Source organism: Luteimicrobium album (assembly GCF_030161555.1).
Lineage (GTDB): Bacteria > Actinomycetota > Actinomycetes > Actinomycetales > Cellulomonadaceae > Luteimicrobium > Luteimicrobium album.
In genome coordinates this window covers 994,326-1,009,069 of record NZ_BSUK01000001.1, presented here as the reverse complement: position 1 = coordinate 1,009,069, position 14,744 = coordinate 994,326, and the positions used below count along the sequence as shown (strand labels likewise).

Genomic DNA, 14,744 nt, shown 5'->3' with positions numbered 1-14,744 from the left:
AGCTGACGCTCCCCGCGCGCGTCCCGAAAGGTATCGCTACCGTCGAGCCATGACAGGGGCAGGGCACCCCGGCGTCAAGATCACGGTGCCGCACGCGATGGCGCGCACGGTCGACCGTCCGGCGCTGCGGCTGCGACTCGACGCTCTGACGCGCGACCACCGGGTGGTCGTCGTGTCCGCGCCGGCGGGCTACGGCAAGACGACCGCGCTCGCGCAGTGGGCGGACAAGGAGTCGCGTCCCGTCGCGTGGCTGTCGCTCGACCCGTTCGACGACGACCCACGCCGGTTCTTCGGTGGCCTCCTCGCCTCGCTGCGTGCCGCGCTCCCGCAGCCGGCCGACGACGCCGGTACCCCCGACGCGCACCCCTTCCGCGCCCTGCACGGTCTGCGCCCTCCGGGGCCGGCGCGCGGCTGCGCCAGTCCCACGTCGACGCGCTGCTGGTCGCGCTCGAGGAGGCGCGCACGCCCCTCGTCGTCGTGCTCGACGACGTCCACGTCCTGCACGCGCCCGGCGCGCGCGACCTGCTCGCGAGCCTCGCCCGGTACGCACCGGACGGCGTCCATCTGGCCATGGCGGCGCGGTACGACCCGCCCCTGCCCGTGCAGCGCCTGCAGGCGTCCGGCGACCTGGGCGTCCTGCGTCGCGAGGACCTCGCGCTCGCGCCGGACGACGTCGAGCTGGTCGTCGCCGAGCTGGGGCTCGACGTCGACGCGGACGCCGTCGAGGAGCTCGCGCGGGCGACCGGCGGCTGGCCGGCCGCCGTCCGGCTCACGGGTCTCGCACTGCGCGACGCGCCCGACCCGGCCGCACGCATCCGCGAGCTGGCCGTCGCCCCCACGCCGCTCGCCGACTACCTCCTCGAGGAGGTGGTCGAGACCCTCGACCCCGAGCTCGCGGCGTTCGTGCTCGACGCGACGGCGGTGGGGCGCATCGACGCGGAGCTCGCGCGGGCGCTGCACGGCGAGACCGGTCCCGCGCTGCTGGAGCGTTGCGTGCGCTCGGGCCTGTTCCTCACCGCCTTCGAGCGGGCGGGCGTCCCGACGGCGTACCGCTGGCACGAGCTGTTCGCCGCGCAGTGCCAGAAGGTGCTGCGCCGCGCCGACCCGGCCCGGTTCGCCCGGGTGCACCGCGCCGCGGCGGAGGTGCTCGCCGCGGGGGACCTGGCGGCCGCCGTCGGGCACGCCGCGCGAGCGGGTGAGCAGGGGCTGGCGTCGAGGCTCCTGCTCGCCGGCTGGTCGGACGCGTTCGTGGCGGGCGAGACAGCCACCTTGCGGACGCTCGTCGACACCGTGCGCGGGGGTGACCGTGACGCGGCCGACATCGTGCTGATCGACGCGGCGTGCCGCGCCCTCGACGACGACCCGTCCGCCGACGCGCTGCTCGAGCTCGCCCGGGACCGGAGGGCGGCGCTGCCGGCCGACCGGCGACCGGCGTTCGACGTCGCCGAGGCCCTCGTCGCGCTCTACGTCGCCCGTGAGCGCGGCGCCGGCACGGTGAGTACGGGTGCTCTCGAGGGTGGCCGGGCGTTGCTCGCGGCGGCGGACGACCTGCCGCCGTCGACGAGAGCACTGACCTACTACCTCGTCGGCTCGGCGGAGGCACGGCTCGCCTACGACGACACCGTCGCCCTGGTCCACCTCAGCGAGGAGCGCGGCTCGCCGCTGAGGCCGGCTACGCCGCGATCGAGCTCGCGTGCCTCGCCGAGTGCGCGGCGTCGATGTTCGGCGTCGGCGACGTGGCGGGGGCGGAACGCGTCGCGCGCGACGTCCTGCGACGGGCGGAACGCCTCGGCTGGTCGCAGACCGCGGCGATCGCGCCGGCGCTCGTCGCGCTCGGCCTGGTCGACCACGCGCAGGACCGGTTTGCCGAGGCCGCCGAGCACCTGCGCCGGGCGGCCGCGCTGACGCAGGTCAGGAGCCGGGTCGTGGGCCTCCGGGCCGCCGTCGTCCTCATGGCGGTGTGCTTCGCCGCGGGGCGACGCCGCGGGACTGGCGGACGCGCGCGCGATCGTCGAGCCGCGGGCCGACCTGCACGCGGCGGAGCCCGCGATCGCCGACGTCGCGCGGGTCATCGAGGCGCGGGTGCTGCTCGAGGGGGCGACGCCGCGGGCGCGGTCGGGTCGTTGCGGTCGATCGCGCCGGGCCCCCGGATGTCGGTCGTGCGGGTGTGGGAGGCCGACGTCTACCGCCGGGCCGGGCTGCGTGACGAGGCGTGGGCCGCGCTCGCCCGGGTGCCCGCGCAGCGTCGGCGTGCGGAGCTGTCGGTGACGTTCGACCTCACCACCGCTCTCCTGCACGACGCCGCGGGTGACGCGCGCCGGGCGCACGAGGCGCTGGAGGCCGCGCTCGACGACGCCGAGGACCGGACCATCCTGCGGCCCTTCGGTGAACGTGGACCCGAGCTGGTCGACCTGCTCGGCTCGCACCTCGCCTGGGGGACCCGGCACGAGGCGTTCATCGGGGCGAGGCTCAGCGCACTCGCCGCGCACGACGACACGCGCCGCACGGCCGCGTTCTGGGAGCTCACCGAGCGCGAGCGCGAGATCCTGCTCTACCTGCGCTCCCCGATGACGGCGGCTGACATCGCCGCGGCGCTGTTCGTGTCCGTCAACACCGTGAAGACGCACCAGCGGGCGATCTACCGCAAGCTCGGTGTGATGGGGCGGCGCGACGCCGTGCGGACCGCGTTCGACCGCGGGCTACTGACCGGCGCCTGAGCCGTCGCCGCCCGCGGAGGACGGGGCGGCGTCGTCCGGGGTGGACGCGCTGGCGGGGGCGGGTCGGCGGCCCCGGAGCGGGAGCATCCGGTAGGACGCGACGAGCCGCGCGACCAGGGTCGCGAGGAAGATCTGGCCCGTGAGCGACTCCATGTTCGCGAGGCCCCGGCCGGCCGGGTTGAGCGGGGCGAGGTCGCCGTACCCGGTGGTCGTGAGCGTGCTGAACGAGAAGTACTGGAACGCCCGCAGGTCCTCGCTGCCGCCGCCCGCGAAGAACGGGTGCGGCCCCAGCCACGAGACCACGGCGAAGACCGTGCTGAACGTCATGCCGACCAGCAGGTAGGCGCTGAGCGCCCCGGCGATGGTCTGGAGCGTGACGCGGGGGTGGCGGAGCACGCGTGCGAGCGTCGAGACGAGCGTGACCAGGAGCATCGCGGTGACGAAGATGTTGGCGATGCCGTCGGCGTCCGCCTCCGGGAGGAACGCGTAGGAGAGCCCCACGACGACGACGGCGGCGGCGAACGTGACGACCAGCGCCCGTCGCTGGCGTCGCGTCGGGTCGGTGGCCCGGAACGCGATCACGAACGTGGCCGCGTACAGGACGGTCACGATCGTGCGGACGACCCCGTGCCCGCTCGCCGCGTACAGCACGTAGCTCGCGACGAGCAGCACGAGCACGAGGACGAAGTCGTCCGTCCGGCGGACCGTCCGGACGAGCGCGGCGAACGGACCCCGACGCGCGGGACGCTCGGCCGGTGTGACGTCGTCGGGCATCACAGCTCCGGAGGGGTGTGAACGGTGGTGGCGGCGGGGGAGAGGTCAGGCTCGCGGTGAGCCCGGCGTCGCGGAGCGCCTCGGACGTGGCGAGCACGACGGCGGACACGACGGACGTCCCGTCGGGTGGCGCGTGCCAGACGCGGAGGCGCCCGACGAGACCTTGGGGCTGCTCGCGACCCAGACGAGATCGGGCGGGGGTCGGACCGGACCCCGGACGTGTGCCGGGCGGCGCCGAGGAGCGTGTCGCGCAGGCCGTCCACGTGGTCGAGCGCCGTGGTGCGGACCTCGATCTCGGACCGGTTGCCGCTCGACGACGCGTGGTTGACCAGCGGCTCGAACAGGACACGACCGTTGGGGAGGTGGACGAGGTGGACGAGGCGGCCGTAGCGTGCGGCGGGCCACGTGGCGACGGCCGTGACGACGAGCCAGACGACCGTCCAGCCGGACATCGAGTCGAAGTCGATCCACGAGCCGATGCTCATGCCTCGGCCCTCTGCCCGACGATCCGCCGGAACAGGATGATCGCCGTGGCGGCGAAGACCCACACCGGGATGATGAGGACGATCCAGCGGACGTAGCTGAGCGAGAACAGGAGCACGGCGACGCCCGCGTAGGAGAGGACGGCGAACCAGCGGGGGAAGAGCTGCGCCCGGAGCGCGCGGGTCGTGGACGTGAGGATGAAGACGCCCGCCATGCGGAACCCGAACACCATGAGGAGCGCGTCGCCGTACGTGAGCATGGTCCGGGTCGCGCTCGCCAGGTCGGCCGAGTCGACATCGCCCACGCGGATGGCCGCGACCCCCGAGACGGCCGCCGCGGCTGCCACGAAGAACATCGCGACGAACACGATCCCCGACGCGAGCTGTACGGTCGCCAGCAGGGCGTCCTCGCGCAGCGCGAGCTGGGTGATCCGGTGCCGGGAGGCCGCCATGAACCACAGGAAGGCGAGGCCGGCGAACGGCACCAGGTAGAAGCCCGCGACGATCAGCGACGTCCCGCCCGAGCCCTGGTAGTACGCGACCAGGGCGGCGTCGTCGGCGGTGCGGCCCGGGCCGTGGTCGAGCAGGACGAAACCCCACGTGAAGAGGATCGCGAAGAGGAAGCCCGCGAGGGCGGCGCCGGAGCCCTGGAAGAGACGGCGACGCGCGGGAGCGCCGGCGAGAGCCGCGTCGTCGCGGTCCCCGCCGGCGGCGCCCGCGGTGCTCGGCGCTCCGTCCACCGGGTCAGACCCGCTCGGCCTCTTCGCCGTGCACGATCAGCGCCCAGATCACGAAGAAGTCCAGGACGATGACGAGCAGCGACCACCAAGGCTGCACGGGCAGCCAGATGAACTGCGTGATGAGGTTGAGCGCGACGAGGAGGATCGCCAGGATCCGCGCCCACGCCGCACCGCTCAGGACCACCAGGCCCACGATCGCCAGAACGATCCCGAAGATCAGGTGCGCCCAGCCCCAGCCGTTGAGGTTGAGGACGAGCAGCTTGCCGCTCGTCGCGACGTAGCCCTTGTCGGGGCCCAGCACGGCCGCGAGACCGTAGAAGAAGTTCCAGACGCCGGCGATGAACATGACGATGCCGGCGAACCAGATCCAGCCGACCCAGCCCGTGACCCTCTGTGCCATGGTTCCTCCTCGAAGTGCGCCCGGCCGCGTCGCGGGGCGGCGGTCGTCGTGCCTACCCCTTCACGGTGGCGTGGCGGGAGGGCTCGCGCCTCATCCGTGGGGGATGAGGCTCTCCGGCGCGACGTCGGCGAGCGACCGTGCGACCTGGTCGAGCGCGCCGGGGACGAGCGCGTAGTAGCCCCACTTCCCGCGCTGGGACCGGGTCAGCAGCCCGGCGTCGACGAGCACCTTGAGGTGGTGGCTTACGGTCGCCTGGGCGAGCCCGACGGGCTCGGTGAGGTCGCAGACGCAGGCCTCGGCGCCGTCGTGCGCGGCGACGATGGAGAGGAGCCGGAGGCGGGTCGGGTCGCCGAGCGCCTTGAAGACCCGGGCGTGCTGTTCTGCCGCGGCGGGGTCGAGCGACTCGCGGACGACGGTCGCGCAGCAGTCCGGGGTGCTGACGTCGGTCAGGTCGAGGCTCATGGCTCCATCTTGCCAGCCATCGAGAAGTGTCGATACGTTGTTCGGACGAGTCGTATCGAAGTGCATCGATGGGAGCGGGTGGCGGGCGTGGCGAGAGACGAGCTTCCGGTCGTGGTGATCGGGGCCGGGCCGGTGGGCCTGGCGGCGGCGGCGCACCTGCTCGAGCGCGGCCTGGACGCGCTGGTGCTCGAGGCCGGGGAGAAGGTCGGAGCGGCCGTGGCCTCGTGGGGCCACGTGCGACTCTTCTCGCCGTGGCGCTACGACGTCGACGCCGCGGCGCGCCGGCTGCTCGCGCCGACGGGCTGGACCGCACCGGATCCCGACGGCACGCCGACCGGTCATGACTTGGTCGAGCAGTACCTCGAGCCGCTGGCGGCGACCCCCGCACTCGCGCCGCGCGTCCGGCCGGGGACCCGCGTGGTCGCGGTCGCCCGCGAGGGTGCCGACAAGACCCGGTCCCTCGGGCGCGAGCGCCGTGGGTACCTCGTGCGCACGGTCGACGGCTCGGGCCGGGTCGCCGATGTCCACGCCCGCGCCGTCATCGACGCGTCGGGCACCTTCGGGTCGCCCAACCCGCTCGGGGTCTCCGGCCTCCCCGCAGCCGGGGAGGCGGAGTCCGCGGAGTTCGTGACCGGCCCCCTGCCCGACGTGCTGGGGCGTGACCGGGCGAGGTTCGCGGGCCGCCGCACGCTCGTCGTCGGGACGGGACACTCCGCCGCGAACACCCTGCTGAGCCTCGTCGAGCTCGCCGAGACCGCGCCGGGCACGCGCATCACGTGGGCGATCCGCGGCGGCTCCGCCCGGCGGCTGTTCGGCGGCGGGACCGACGACGAGCTCCCGGCGCGCGGCCTGCTCGGCACCCGCCTCAAGGCGGCGGTCGACGCCCGCCGGCTGACGCTCCTGGTGAGGACGGCGATCGAGCGGCTCGTCCCGGGCGAGGACACCGTGCGGGTGCTGGGGACCTCGCGCGACGACGTCCTCGACCTCGAGGTGCAGGCGATCGTCGACGTGACCGGGTTCCGCCCCGACCTCGACATGCTGCGCGAGGTACGCCTCGACCTCGACCCCGTCGTGGAGGCCCCCAGCGCGCTCGCGCCGCTGATCGACCCGAACCTGCACTCGTGCGGGACCGTCCCCCGCACGGCGAACGGGTCCTGCGCCACCCCGACGACGGGTTCTACCTCGCCGGGATGAAGTCCTACGGCCGGGCGCCCACCTTCTTGCTCGCGACCGGGTACGAGCAGGTGCGCTCGATCGCGGCGGCGCTCGCGGGCGACCGGGCCGCGGCGGACGCCGTCGAGCTGAACCTCCCTGCGACGGGGGTCTGCTCGAGCGACCTGGCACTCGGGGTCGAGGGCGGCTCGTGCTGTGGCACGCCCGCCGGGCCGCAGCCCGTCACGATCGGTCTCGGCGCCCCCGCCGTCTGACCTCCGAGGAGAAACCCCCATGAGCACCCCATCCTCCGTGCCCACCGTCCTCTTCGTCTGCGTGCACAACGCCGGGCGCTCGCAGATGGCTGCCGGCTTCCTGCGCGCGCTGGCGGGCGACGCCGTCGAAGTCCGCTCCGCCGGCTCGATGCCCGCGGACCGGATCAACCCGACGGCGGTCGAGGTCATGGCCGAGGTCGGCGTCGACCTCACCGCCGAGCAGCCCAAGGTTCTGACGGTCGACGCCGTGCAGGCGTCCGACGTCGTGATCACGATGGGCTGCGGGGACGCGTGCCCGATCTTCCCCGGCAAGCGCTACGAGGACTGGGAGCTCGACGACCCGGCCGGTCTCGACGCCCCCGCCGTGCGCCCGATCCGCGACGAGATCCGCCGACGGGTCGTCGGGCTCCTCTCCGCGCTCGGCGTCACGCCGGGCGAGCGCGCGGACTGACGGCTCAGCGCGTCGCCCAGGGGGCGCGGATCTCCTTCCAGTCCACGACGGCGAGCGGCACGGTGAGGACCGGCCGGTGCTGGTGGTGGGACAGGTGCGCGGCGACGGAGACCTCGAGGAGCTCGCGCATGTGGTGCCCGGTCCCCGCGACGCGCGTCCCGACGACGATCGCGCACGCGTCCACGGCCCGCGCCAGGTGGGTCAGGGCTCGGTCGGGGAGGCCCGCGAGGTAGCGGAAGTCCCAGTGGAGGTCGTCATCGCGCAGGAGGTCGGTGAGGCCCGCGCGCAGGGAGTCCTCGGTGTCCTCCCACCGGTCGTCGATGCCTTCGGGGTCGATCGGCGCGTGTCGCACGGCGCCGTCGGCGTGCTCCTCCACGACGTACCGCGAGGTGTCGACGTACGCGAAGGCGATCCGGGCGCCGACCGCGGCCGCGAGCGAGGCGGCCGTCCGCACGACGAGCGGGTCCTGGCCGGGGACGACGCCGACGACGAGCGGGTGGCCCGGGAACGGGACCATGCGGTCCAGGCCGGGCTGGGGAACGGGCGTGCTACCCACGCGGACCACCTCTCCGTCGTCTGTCGGTCAGCCTAGCGATGCGGCCCCTCCCGAACCGTGTGGGCATGCGTTTGGCTGTTTCCGCGCCCGCGAAACAGCCAAACGCATGCCCACACGGCGGGGGTGTGCGTGTCCCGGCGGCGAGCGACGGTCGATAACATCGGTCCATGGCGATGACATCGGTTGTGGACGATCCAGGCTCGAGCGATGCGGGGCTCGGCGCCCCCGAGGCGGTGAGCGCGCTCCTGCGCGCCGCGGGCGAACCCGCGCGGCTGACGATCCTGCAGCACCTCTTCGAGGGCCCGCACCGCGTCCGCGACCTCGTCGACCACCTCGGCCTCGCCCAGAGCACCGTGAGCGCCCACGTCGCGTGCCTGCGCGAGTGCGGGCTGGTCGAGGCACGCCCGGTGGGCCGGGCCGTCGAGTACCGCCTCGCCCATCCGGACCTCGTGCGCGGCCTGCTCGACGCGACCCTGCGGCTCCTCGACGCGACCGGCTTCGCGGTCCTGGGGTGTGCGAGCGTCCCCGCCGCCAGGGCCGTCCGGTGAGCCACGTCCACGACCACGCGCACGGCGCGGGCGACGTCGCCGACGCCGGGCACTGGCGCCGGCTCGCGGTCGCGTTCGGGATCACGACGGCGATCCTCGTCGCCGAGGCCGTCGGCGCCCTCGTCACGGGGAGCCTCGCGCTGCTCGTCGACACCGCGCACATGCTCACCGACGCGGGCGGTCTGCTCGTCGCGCTCGTCGCGTCGCGGCTCGTGCTTCGGCCGCCGACGGCGCGCCGCACCTGGGGTCTGCGCCGCCTGGAGGTGCTGGCGGCCCTCGCGCAGTCGGCGGTGCTGCTCGCCGTCGGGGTGTACGTGCTGGTGGAGGGCGTCCTGCGCCTGCTCCACCCGCCGGAGGTGCCGTCCACGGCGCTCGTGGTGTTCGGCGTCGTCGGGCTCGTGGGTAGCCTGGTGTCGCTCGCGGTGCTGAGCGGCGGCCGGTCGGCCAGCCTCAACCTGCGCGCGGCGTTCCTCGAGGTGCTCAACGACGCGCTCGGGTCGGTGGGTGTGATCGTCGCGGCGATCGTGATCGCGATGACAGGCTGGTACCGGGCCGACGCCGTCGCGGGTCTCGTCATCGGGGCGCTCATCCTGCCGCGGGCGTTCGTGCTGCTCCGTGAGACCGCGTCGGTGCTCCTCGAGACGACGCCGACGGGACTCGACCTCGACGAGGTGCGCGCACAGCTCCTGCGGGTCGAGCACGTGCGCGACGTCCACGACCTGCACGCGTCCCTCATCGCGACCGGGCTGCCCACGCTGAGCGCGCACGTCGTCGTCGACTCCGGGTGCTTCCGGGACGGCCACGCGCCCCAGATCCTCGACGCGCTCCAGGCCTGCGTCGCGACCCGCTTCGACGTGCCCGTGGAGCACTCGACGTTCCAGCTCGAGCCCGCGAGCCACGCCGCTCACGAGGCGCCGGGCCACCCCTGAGTGGCCTCACCCCAGGGGGTGATCGGTTCGCGGCGCTACGGCGTCGAGTCAGGGAACGGGTCGGACGAGCGGGGCGCCTGCCCGCGGAGATGGGGCGGCAGCACGGCGTCGCTGACGCCTCCGGTGAGACCCAGTACGTCGACCAGCTCGGGGACACGACGCGAGATGGACTGCCAGACGACCTCGTCGTCGACCTTGTCGTAGTGATGCGCGATGAGGTTGCGCATGGCTGTCACAGCACGCCACGGGACGTCGGGGACGGCATCCTTGTAGTCGCTGTGAAGTTTCTCGACGACGGTCCCGAGGCTGATGAGGTAGCGCTCGGCTGCCGCTCGGAGGAGCTCGCCGTCGATGTCGTCGGCGAAGAAGGCCGGCTCGCCGCGTCGGGCGATCTGCGCGCAGCGGTCGGCCACGTCGAGCAGATCGCTCAGCCGGCGCACCGTCTGCTGGCTCGAGAAGGGCCGGGCGTTCTTCGGGTAGCCGCGATCCTCCCGGTACGTCCGCTCCTCGTCGTCTGTTGCATAGTCGGCCTCGTCGCGAAGGTGCTGGTCGGCGCCGTCGGTCACAGGGCGACCGCTTCGTTGCGGGCTTCGGCGGCCGCGGCGCCGCTGGAGGTCCGCGAGACGAGGTCGACGTGCACCGTGAGGAGTCGCTCGAGCTCGGCGATCAGCTCGGCCTTGTCGACGAGGTCGAATCCGGGTGGGTACGTCGCCATGAGGTCGACGTCCGAGTAGGAGTGTCCTCGCCGCGTGCGATCGACCCGAAGACCTTGACGTCCCGCAGTCCGCGGTCAGCCGCCGTGGCGACGACGTCGCGACGCCGGTTGAGGAGGATCTCTCGCGGCCGGATGCGGAGGGCGGCGGACAGTCGCCGACGGGCGTCGTCCGATGGCTGCCGCCGCCCGCGTTCGATCGCCGCGATCGTCGACTGCTGGACTCCGCTCATCTTGGCGAGGCGCTGCTGGGTGAGGCCAGCCGCCGATCGTCGGGCGCGAAGGAACTCGCCGAAGGTGTCCATGCATCCACCATAGCGAATCTGCGATGACGGGTCGGGTTGGCTTGCGAGTGGTCGCGCCTCACGCCGCTCACGAGGCGCCGGGCCACCCCTGACAGCTCACCACCGCGTCGGGTGGATGAACGACGCCGCGGGTCGGTGCACCCACTGGGCCAGTCGCACGACCAGCGCCAGGTCGGCCTGACGGGCCGTGCGCAGGTTCGTCAGCCGGGCGGGCGTGCACCCCAGCGCGCCGGCGAGGGCGGTCCAGGTCAGGCCGTGTTCGCGCCGCTGCTCGTCCACGGCGGCGTACAGCTCGGCGAGGTCCCAGCGCAGGCGGCTGTCGGAGTCGGCCTGCGGCAGGCGGGTGTCGCCGACGTCGACGACCGGTCCGGTCAGGAAGTCCTCCGGTGCTCGGTTCATCCAGCGCAGCGCGAACATCGCGTACTGGCACGAGGTGTCGTCCCGGCTCGGCAGCCGGGACAACGCCCCGCCGCACATGGTGTGACCCTCGTCGAGGGCGGCGTTCAGGTCCGACGACTGGTTCCACAGGTCGTCCGCCAGCTGGTACCAGTCACGGCCGACCTCGCGGCGTCGCGCGTTGAGAGCGGTGGTGAAGGCCGCGAAGTCGAACGTCGGCAACGAGATAGCGGGCTGCGTCACCTCGCCAACCTACGACTCGCGCGGCGCGCGCGCGAGGGTCCGCAGGCGCTCGAGGATCCGCGCGGTCACCTCGGCGAGCCGCCGCGCGTCGCCCGGGTCGAGCGTCGCCAGGGTCAGGGGGACGGTCCGGTCCCGGTCGCGTGCGGTGAGGGGCACCGTCGGCGGTGCGTCGACGTACTCCAGCAGGGGTGCGATGGACTCGGCGACGGGTCGTGCGGACGCGCGCGCCGCGGCGCGGATCGCCGTGCGGAGAACGGCCGGGAGCACGCTGAGGTCGCCGCTACGCGTGAAGCCCGGGTGGTAGAGGACGTACGGGACGTCGGGGTGCGTGGCGGCGTGGTGGACGCCGAGCAGGTCGTCGGCCCGCGCCGCCTGGAGCTGCGCGGCGACCATGCTGTAGTCGGCCACGAGCTGCAGGTCGTCCCAGTGGATGTGCCCCTTGGTGATGCCGACCCCGGCGACGTTGAGCACGACCGGCGCCGGGCTGCGCCGTAGCGCCGGCAGCAGCCCCTCGCCCAGGACGGCGCGGCTCAGGTAGTACAGGGCGAACGTCGCCTCGAGGCCCTCCGGGGTCTCGACTCGACGGGGCGCCTGACGGTTGGCGAACAGCGCGAGGGCGTCGACCCGCTCCGTCCGGTCGAGGACCGCGCGGACCGTCGCGTCGGCGTCGTGCACGGTCGTGAGGTCGGTCCGGAGGAACTCGACGACACCGGGCGCGTGCGCCGCGTCGCGCACCAGGGCGGCGCCCTTGTCCGGGTTGCTGCCGACGGCCAGGACGCGGTCCCCACGGTCGGCGCGGGCGAGCGCGAACGCGCGCCCCATCCCGTCGGTGCCACCGCTCACGACGATCGTGCGGCTGCCGGCCTGCTCGGCCATGGTCCCTCCCGGGGTAGTTACGATCAGTACGCACCCCATCCTCGGGAACCGGGGCCTCGCGCGGAAGAAGGCAGTTCGATGTCCGGTACGCACACCGATGTGCCCTCGATGGTCGCGACGCCGCTCGTGCTGCCCGTCGTCGCCGACGAGTACGAGCAGTGCCCCGTGACCGACGTGCTGCGCCGGGTGGGCGACAAGTGGACGGTGCTCGTCGTGGTGGTCCTCGGGCAGCGGCCCTACCGGTTCAACGAGCTCCACCGTGGGATCCCCGGCATCAGCCAGCGCATGCTCACGCGGACCCTGCGCGGGCTCGAGGAGGACGGACTCGCGTCCCGCGCGGTCTTCCCGACGGTTCCGCCGTCGGTCGAGTACGCCCTGACCGACCTAGGCCGGTCACTGCTCGGACCGCTCTCCGCCGTCGCCGACTGGGCGGTGGAGCACCAGGAGCAGATCGCCCGCTCGCGTGCCCGGGTCGGTCAGGAGCGGTTCACCGCGGGCGGGGTCCAGGAGCCGTCGAGGATCGCGGCGCCCGGCCAGTAGGCGCGCAGGTAGAGCGTGAACTCCTCGGCCGGAGCGGGCAGCCAGTTCGCGAGCGCCGCCGGGTCGGACGGTGCGGGGCCGCCGACGGTCAGCGTGAGGGAACCGTCGTCGCCGTGCGTCAGGTGCTGGTTCTTCGTCCCGAGCGAGTAGCGGTCGAGCTCGTTGGGGTGGAAGAAGTGGTGCTTGTCGTAGACGGTCAGCGACCAGAAGCCTCGCACGGGAGGCAGCGCGCCTGCGGCGAAGGTGACCGAGTAGGCGTGTGAACCGTCGAGCCGCTGCCCGTCGGCGTCCAGGTCGAGGTAGAAGTACGCGGTCTCCTCGGGCTTGTTGACGAAGATGTTCGACTTCCCGACGGCCGTGCGCAGGAGGTAGTCCGTGCCGAACTGGGCGCCCGCACGCTGGGTGGTCCAGTGGTGGTCCAGGGGCAGCCCGTAGTTCCGGAACTCGAACAGCTCGGCGACGGTCGCGTCGGCGTCGCGGGCGGCCTGCCGCAGCGCCGCGGCGACCTCCCCGTCGCGCGCGGACGCCTCGAGCACGGCGCGGAACCAGTCGTAGAGCGCCTGCTCGCCCGGCAGGGGTGGCGCCTCGTCGAGCACGTCGGGGAGCGCGTCGAAGAAGGTGTCGGGGTCGACCGCGGGGGTCTCGCCGCCGTCCCCGGTGGCGGAGCCTCCGCCGTAGGACGGCACGGCGCTCCAGTCCACGACCTTGAGGGTGCCGTCGAACTCGTCGAGCGGGTACATGCTGATCCGGTCGACCAGGCCCCGCACGAGGGCGCGGTCCTCGTCGGTGTCGTCGAGGAACACACGCGGCGCCGCGACGCCCACGCGTGTGTCGTAGCGGAACACGCCGGTGATGCCGTCGGGGACGTCCCCGTCCCACGACGCGGGCGCCAGCAAGTAGTGCCCGGGCTTCGTCCCGTACATGGCGCCGAGCTCGACGAACGAGTCCGTCCGCTGGTCCACCACCTGGTACACCCAGAACCGGTCACCGAAGTCGGGCACCTGGATCACGGAGGGGCCGCGCTCGGCGTCGAGGGTGCCGAACCCGTACGCCACGTCCTGGTTGGGGCACGCGACGAGCCGCTCCTCCGGCCTCACGTAGTCGGTCAGCATCGTGAGCCGCCCGGGAGGTGCCGCCGGCACGATCCCCGCGAGGAGGCCGGGTGCCGGCACCTGCGCCATGAGGTCGCGGCGGTTGTGCAGGTTCACGAGCGCCCACCCCCATAGGTAGGCCGCGTGCCCGACGGCGCTCGCGTAGTCGGCAGTGACCTTCTGCCCCGGCGACGGTACGGCGGGTGTGCTTATGGTCGGTCGTCCCCTCGTCGGATGATCCAGTGGCCCCAGCGTGCGCCGTCGGGAGGGAGCGGCGGCTCATCCGCAGGGGATGAGGCGCGCCCGACGGCGGCCGGGCACGGTGGGAGGACGTCGTCGGGCCGGCACCGGGTCGCCCGGGCGTCGTCGAGGAGGCTCGCGTGGGCGCTGCGATCGGTCAGTCGCTACCCGTGGCGGTGGGCGTGCTCGTGAGCCCGCTGCCGATCGTGGCGGTCGTGCTCATGCTCGTCACGCCGCGGGCCAAGGCGAACGCGCTGTCGTTCCTGCTCGGGTGGCTCGTCGGGATCTACGTGCTCGGCGCGATCGTCGTGCTGGTCGCGGGGGCGGCGACCCCGAGCGACGACAAGCCCGGCTGGGTGGCCTGGGTCAAGATCGTGCTCGGGCTCCTGCTCCTGTTCGTGGCTTTCCGCCAGTGGTCGGGGCGCCCGAAGGGCGACGCCGAGCCGCCGACGCCGAAGTGGATGAGCGCGATCGACACGTTCAAGCCGCCGGCCGCGTTCGGCCTGGCGGTCCTCCTGGGGGCGGTCAACCCGAAGAACCTGCTGCTCGTCGTCTCGGGTGCCGCGGCCATCTCCGCGGCGGCCCCGGGCGACACGGGCACCCAGCTCGGCGCGCTCGCCGTGTTCACCGTCGTGGCCGCGCTGGGGGTGGCCGCGCCGATCGTCGTGTACCTCGCGATGGGGTCGCGCGCGGCCAAGATCCTCGACGAGCTCAAGACCTGGATGATCCACAACAACGCCGTGATCATGGCGATCCTGCTGCTGGTCATCGGCTTCAAGATGATCGGCGACGGGATCACCGCGATCTGAGCGGCCGCCGGGGTCCGCCGAGCGGGGTGTCGGCCGCCACCTGCGC

Annotated in this window: 18 protein-coding genes and 2 pseudogenes; 8 read left to right on the top strand and 12 right to left on the bottom strand. The window is 73.6% G+C overall.

What is annotated here, in order from left to right:
- The first annotated feature begins 477 nt into the window (after window positions 1-477).
- Both QQK45_RS05120 and QQK45_RS05115 read left to right on the top strand, forming a co-directional pair.
- Window positions 478-1,905: a winged helix-turn-helix domain-containing protein gene (locus tag QQK45_RS05120; RefSeq protein ID WP_284292339.1), complete on the top strand. Its 1,428-nt coding sequence runs from the start codon at window positions 478-480 to the stop codon at window positions 1,903-1,905.
- Between the two features lie 254 nt (window positions 1,906-2,159).
- Complete coding sequence (locus QQK45_RS05115; RefSeq protein ID WP_284292338.1) at window positions 2,160-2,717, top strand: helix-turn-helix transcriptional regulator; 558 nt, start codon at window positions 2,160-2,162, stop codon at window positions 2,715-2,717.
- Here the strand turns inward: QQK45_RS05115 and QQK45_RS05110 are convergent.
- From QQK45_RS05110 to QQK45_RS05090, 5 genes are all read right to left on the bottom strand, one after another.
- Window positions 2,700-3,491, bottom strand: a complete 792-nt coding sequence (locus QQK45_RS05110) for a potassium channel family protein (RefSeq protein WP_284292337.1) — start codon at window positions 3,489-3,491, stop codon at window positions 2,700-2,702. The two genes, QQK45_RS05115 and QQK45_RS05110, sit on opposite strands and share 18 nt — an antisense overlap.
- Complete coding sequence (locus tag QQK45_RS05105; protein ID WP_284292336.1) at window positions 3,491-3,976, bottom strand: hypothetical protein; 486 nt, start codon at window positions 3,974-3,976, stop codon at window positions 3,491-3,493. The genes QQK45_RS05110 and QQK45_RS05105 overlap by 1 nt, the downstream gene beginning before the upstream one ends.
- Window positions 3,973-4,713, bottom strand: coding sequence for a hypothetical protein (locus QQK45_RS05100; protein WP_284292335.1), 741 nt, complete (start codon window positions 4,711-4,713; stop codon window positions 3,973-3,975). The genes QQK45_RS05105 and QQK45_RS05100 overlap by 4 nt, the downstream gene beginning before the upstream one ends.
- A 4-nt stretch (window positions 4,714-4,717) precedes the next feature.
- Window positions 4,718-5,113 carry a DUF7144 family membrane protein gene (locus QQK45_RS05095; RefSeq protein WP_284292334.1) on the bottom strand — a complete coding sequence of 132 codons (396 nt, stop codon included), beginning with the start codon at window positions 5,111-5,113 and terminating at the stop codon, window positions 4,718-4,720.
- A gap of 90 nt (window positions 5,114-5,203) precedes the next feature.
- A complete protein-coding gene (locus tag QQK45_RS05090) occupies window positions 5,204-5,575 on the bottom strand; it encodes an ArsR/SmtB family transcription factor (protein WP_284292333.1) in 372 nt (123 codons plus the stop codon).
- Between the two features lie 78 nt (window positions 5,576-5,653).
- Between QQK45_RS05090 and QQK45_RS05085 the strand changes: the two are divergent.
- Together QQK45_RS05085 and QQK45_RS05080 are read left to right on the top strand one after the other, a co-directional pair.
- Window positions 5,654-7,002 (top strand): annotated as a pseudogene (locus QQK45_RS05085) (FAD-dependent oxidoreductase).
- 19 nt (window positions 7,003-7,021) lie between these two features.
- On the top strand, window positions 7,022-7,453 hold the full coding sequence (locus tag QQK45_RS05080; RefSeq protein WP_284292332.1) for an arsenate reductase ArsC: 432 nt from the start codon (window positions 7,022-7,024) through the stop codon (window positions 7,451-7,453).
- Window positions 7,454-7,457: 4 nt separating this feature from the next.
- Here the strand turns inward: QQK45_RS05080 and QQK45_RS05075 are convergent, their stop codons facing one another.
- The gene (locus QQK45_RS05075; protein ID WP_284292331.1) at window positions 7,458-8,009 is read right to left on the bottom strand and encodes a universal stress protein; all 552 of its coding nucleotides are present in this window, start codon (window positions 8,007-8,009) and stop codon (window positions 7,458-7,460) included.
- Between the two features lie 167 nt (window positions 8,010-8,176).
- Between QQK45_RS05075 and QQK45_RS05070 the strand changes: the two genes are divergently transcribed.
- Together QQK45_RS05070 and QQK45_RS05065 are read left to right on the top strand one after the other, a co-directional pair.
- On the top strand, window positions 8,177-8,557 hold the full coding sequence (locus QQK45_RS05070; protein ID WP_284292330.1) for an ArsR/SmtB family transcription factor: 381 nt from the start codon (window positions 8,177-8,179) through the stop codon (window positions 8,555-8,557).
- A complete protein-coding gene (locus tag QQK45_RS05065) occupies window positions 8,554-9,486 on the top strand; it encodes a cation diffusion facilitator family transporter (RefSeq protein WP_284292329.1) in 933 nt (310 codons plus the stop codon). Before QQK45_RS05070 ends, QQK45_RS05065 begins: the two co-directional genes overlap by 4 nt.
- Before the next feature lie 35 nt (window positions 9,487-9,521).
- Here the strand turns inward: QQK45_RS05065 and QQK45_RS05060 are convergent, their stop codons facing one another.
- The 5 genes and pseudogenes from QQK45_RS05060 to QQK45_RS05040 form a co-directional block, all read right to left on the bottom strand.
- On the bottom strand, window positions 9,522-10,052 hold the full coding sequence (locus QQK45_RS05060) for a HepT-like ribonuclease domain-containing protein (RefSeq protein WP_284292328.1): 531 nt from the start codon (window positions 10,050-10,052) through the stop codon (window positions 9,522-9,524).
- Window positions 10,049-10,213: pseudogene (locus QQK45_RS05055) on the bottom strand (Cro/Cl family transcriptional regulator); the annotation flags it as partial. The pseudogene QQK45_RS05055 and the gene QQK45_RS05060, both read right to left, overlap by 4 nt.
- The gene (locus QQK45_RS05050; RefSeq protein ID WP_284292326.1) at window positions 10,153-10,503 is read right to left on the bottom strand and encodes a helix-turn-helix domain-containing protein; all 351 of its coding nucleotides are present in this window, start codon (window positions 10,501-10,503) and stop codon (window positions 10,153-10,155) included. The gene QQK45_RS05050 and the pseudogene QQK45_RS05055, both read right to left, overlap by 61 nt.
- Window positions 10,504-10,599: 96 nt before the next feature.
- Entirely contained in the window at window positions 10,600-11,142 is a 543-nt protein-coding gene (locus tag QQK45_RS05045) for a hypothetical protein (RefSeq protein WP_284292325.1), read from the bottom strand.
- Window positions 11,143-11,151: 9 nt separating this feature from the next.
- The gene (locus QQK45_RS05040; RefSeq protein WP_284292324.1) at window positions 11,152-12,018 is read right to left on the bottom strand and encodes an SDR family NAD(P)-dependent oxidoreductase; all 867 of its coding nucleotides are present in this window, start codon (window positions 12,016-12,018) and stop codon (window positions 11,152-11,154) included.
- A 78-nt stretch (window positions 12,019-12,096) separates the two neighbouring features.
- Between QQK45_RS05040 and QQK45_RS05035 the strand changes: the two genes are divergently transcribed.
- A complete protein-coding gene (locus QQK45_RS05035) occupies window positions 12,097-12,558 on the top strand; it encodes a winged helix-turn-helix transcriptional regulator (RefSeq protein ID WP_284292323.1) in 462 nt (153 codons plus the stop codon).
- Here QQK45_RS05035 and QQK45_RS05030 read toward each other — a convergent pair.
- Complete coding sequence (locus QQK45_RS05030; protein WP_284292322.1) at window positions 12,495-13,766, bottom strand: DUF1214 domain-containing protein; 1,272 nt, start codon at window positions 13,764-13,766, stop codon at window positions 12,495-12,497. The two genes, QQK45_RS05035 and QQK45_RS05030, sit on opposite strands and share 64 nt — an antisense overlap.
- Before the next feature lie 263 nt (window positions 13,767-14,029).
- Here QQK45_RS05030 and QQK45_RS05025 point away from each other — a divergent pair, with 263 nt between their 5' ends.
- Entirely contained in the window at window positions 14,030-14,698 is a 669-nt protein-coding gene (locus QQK45_RS05025) for a GAP family protein (RefSeq protein WP_284292321.1), read from the top strand.
- Window positions 14,699-14,744: the final 46 nt, after the last annotated feature.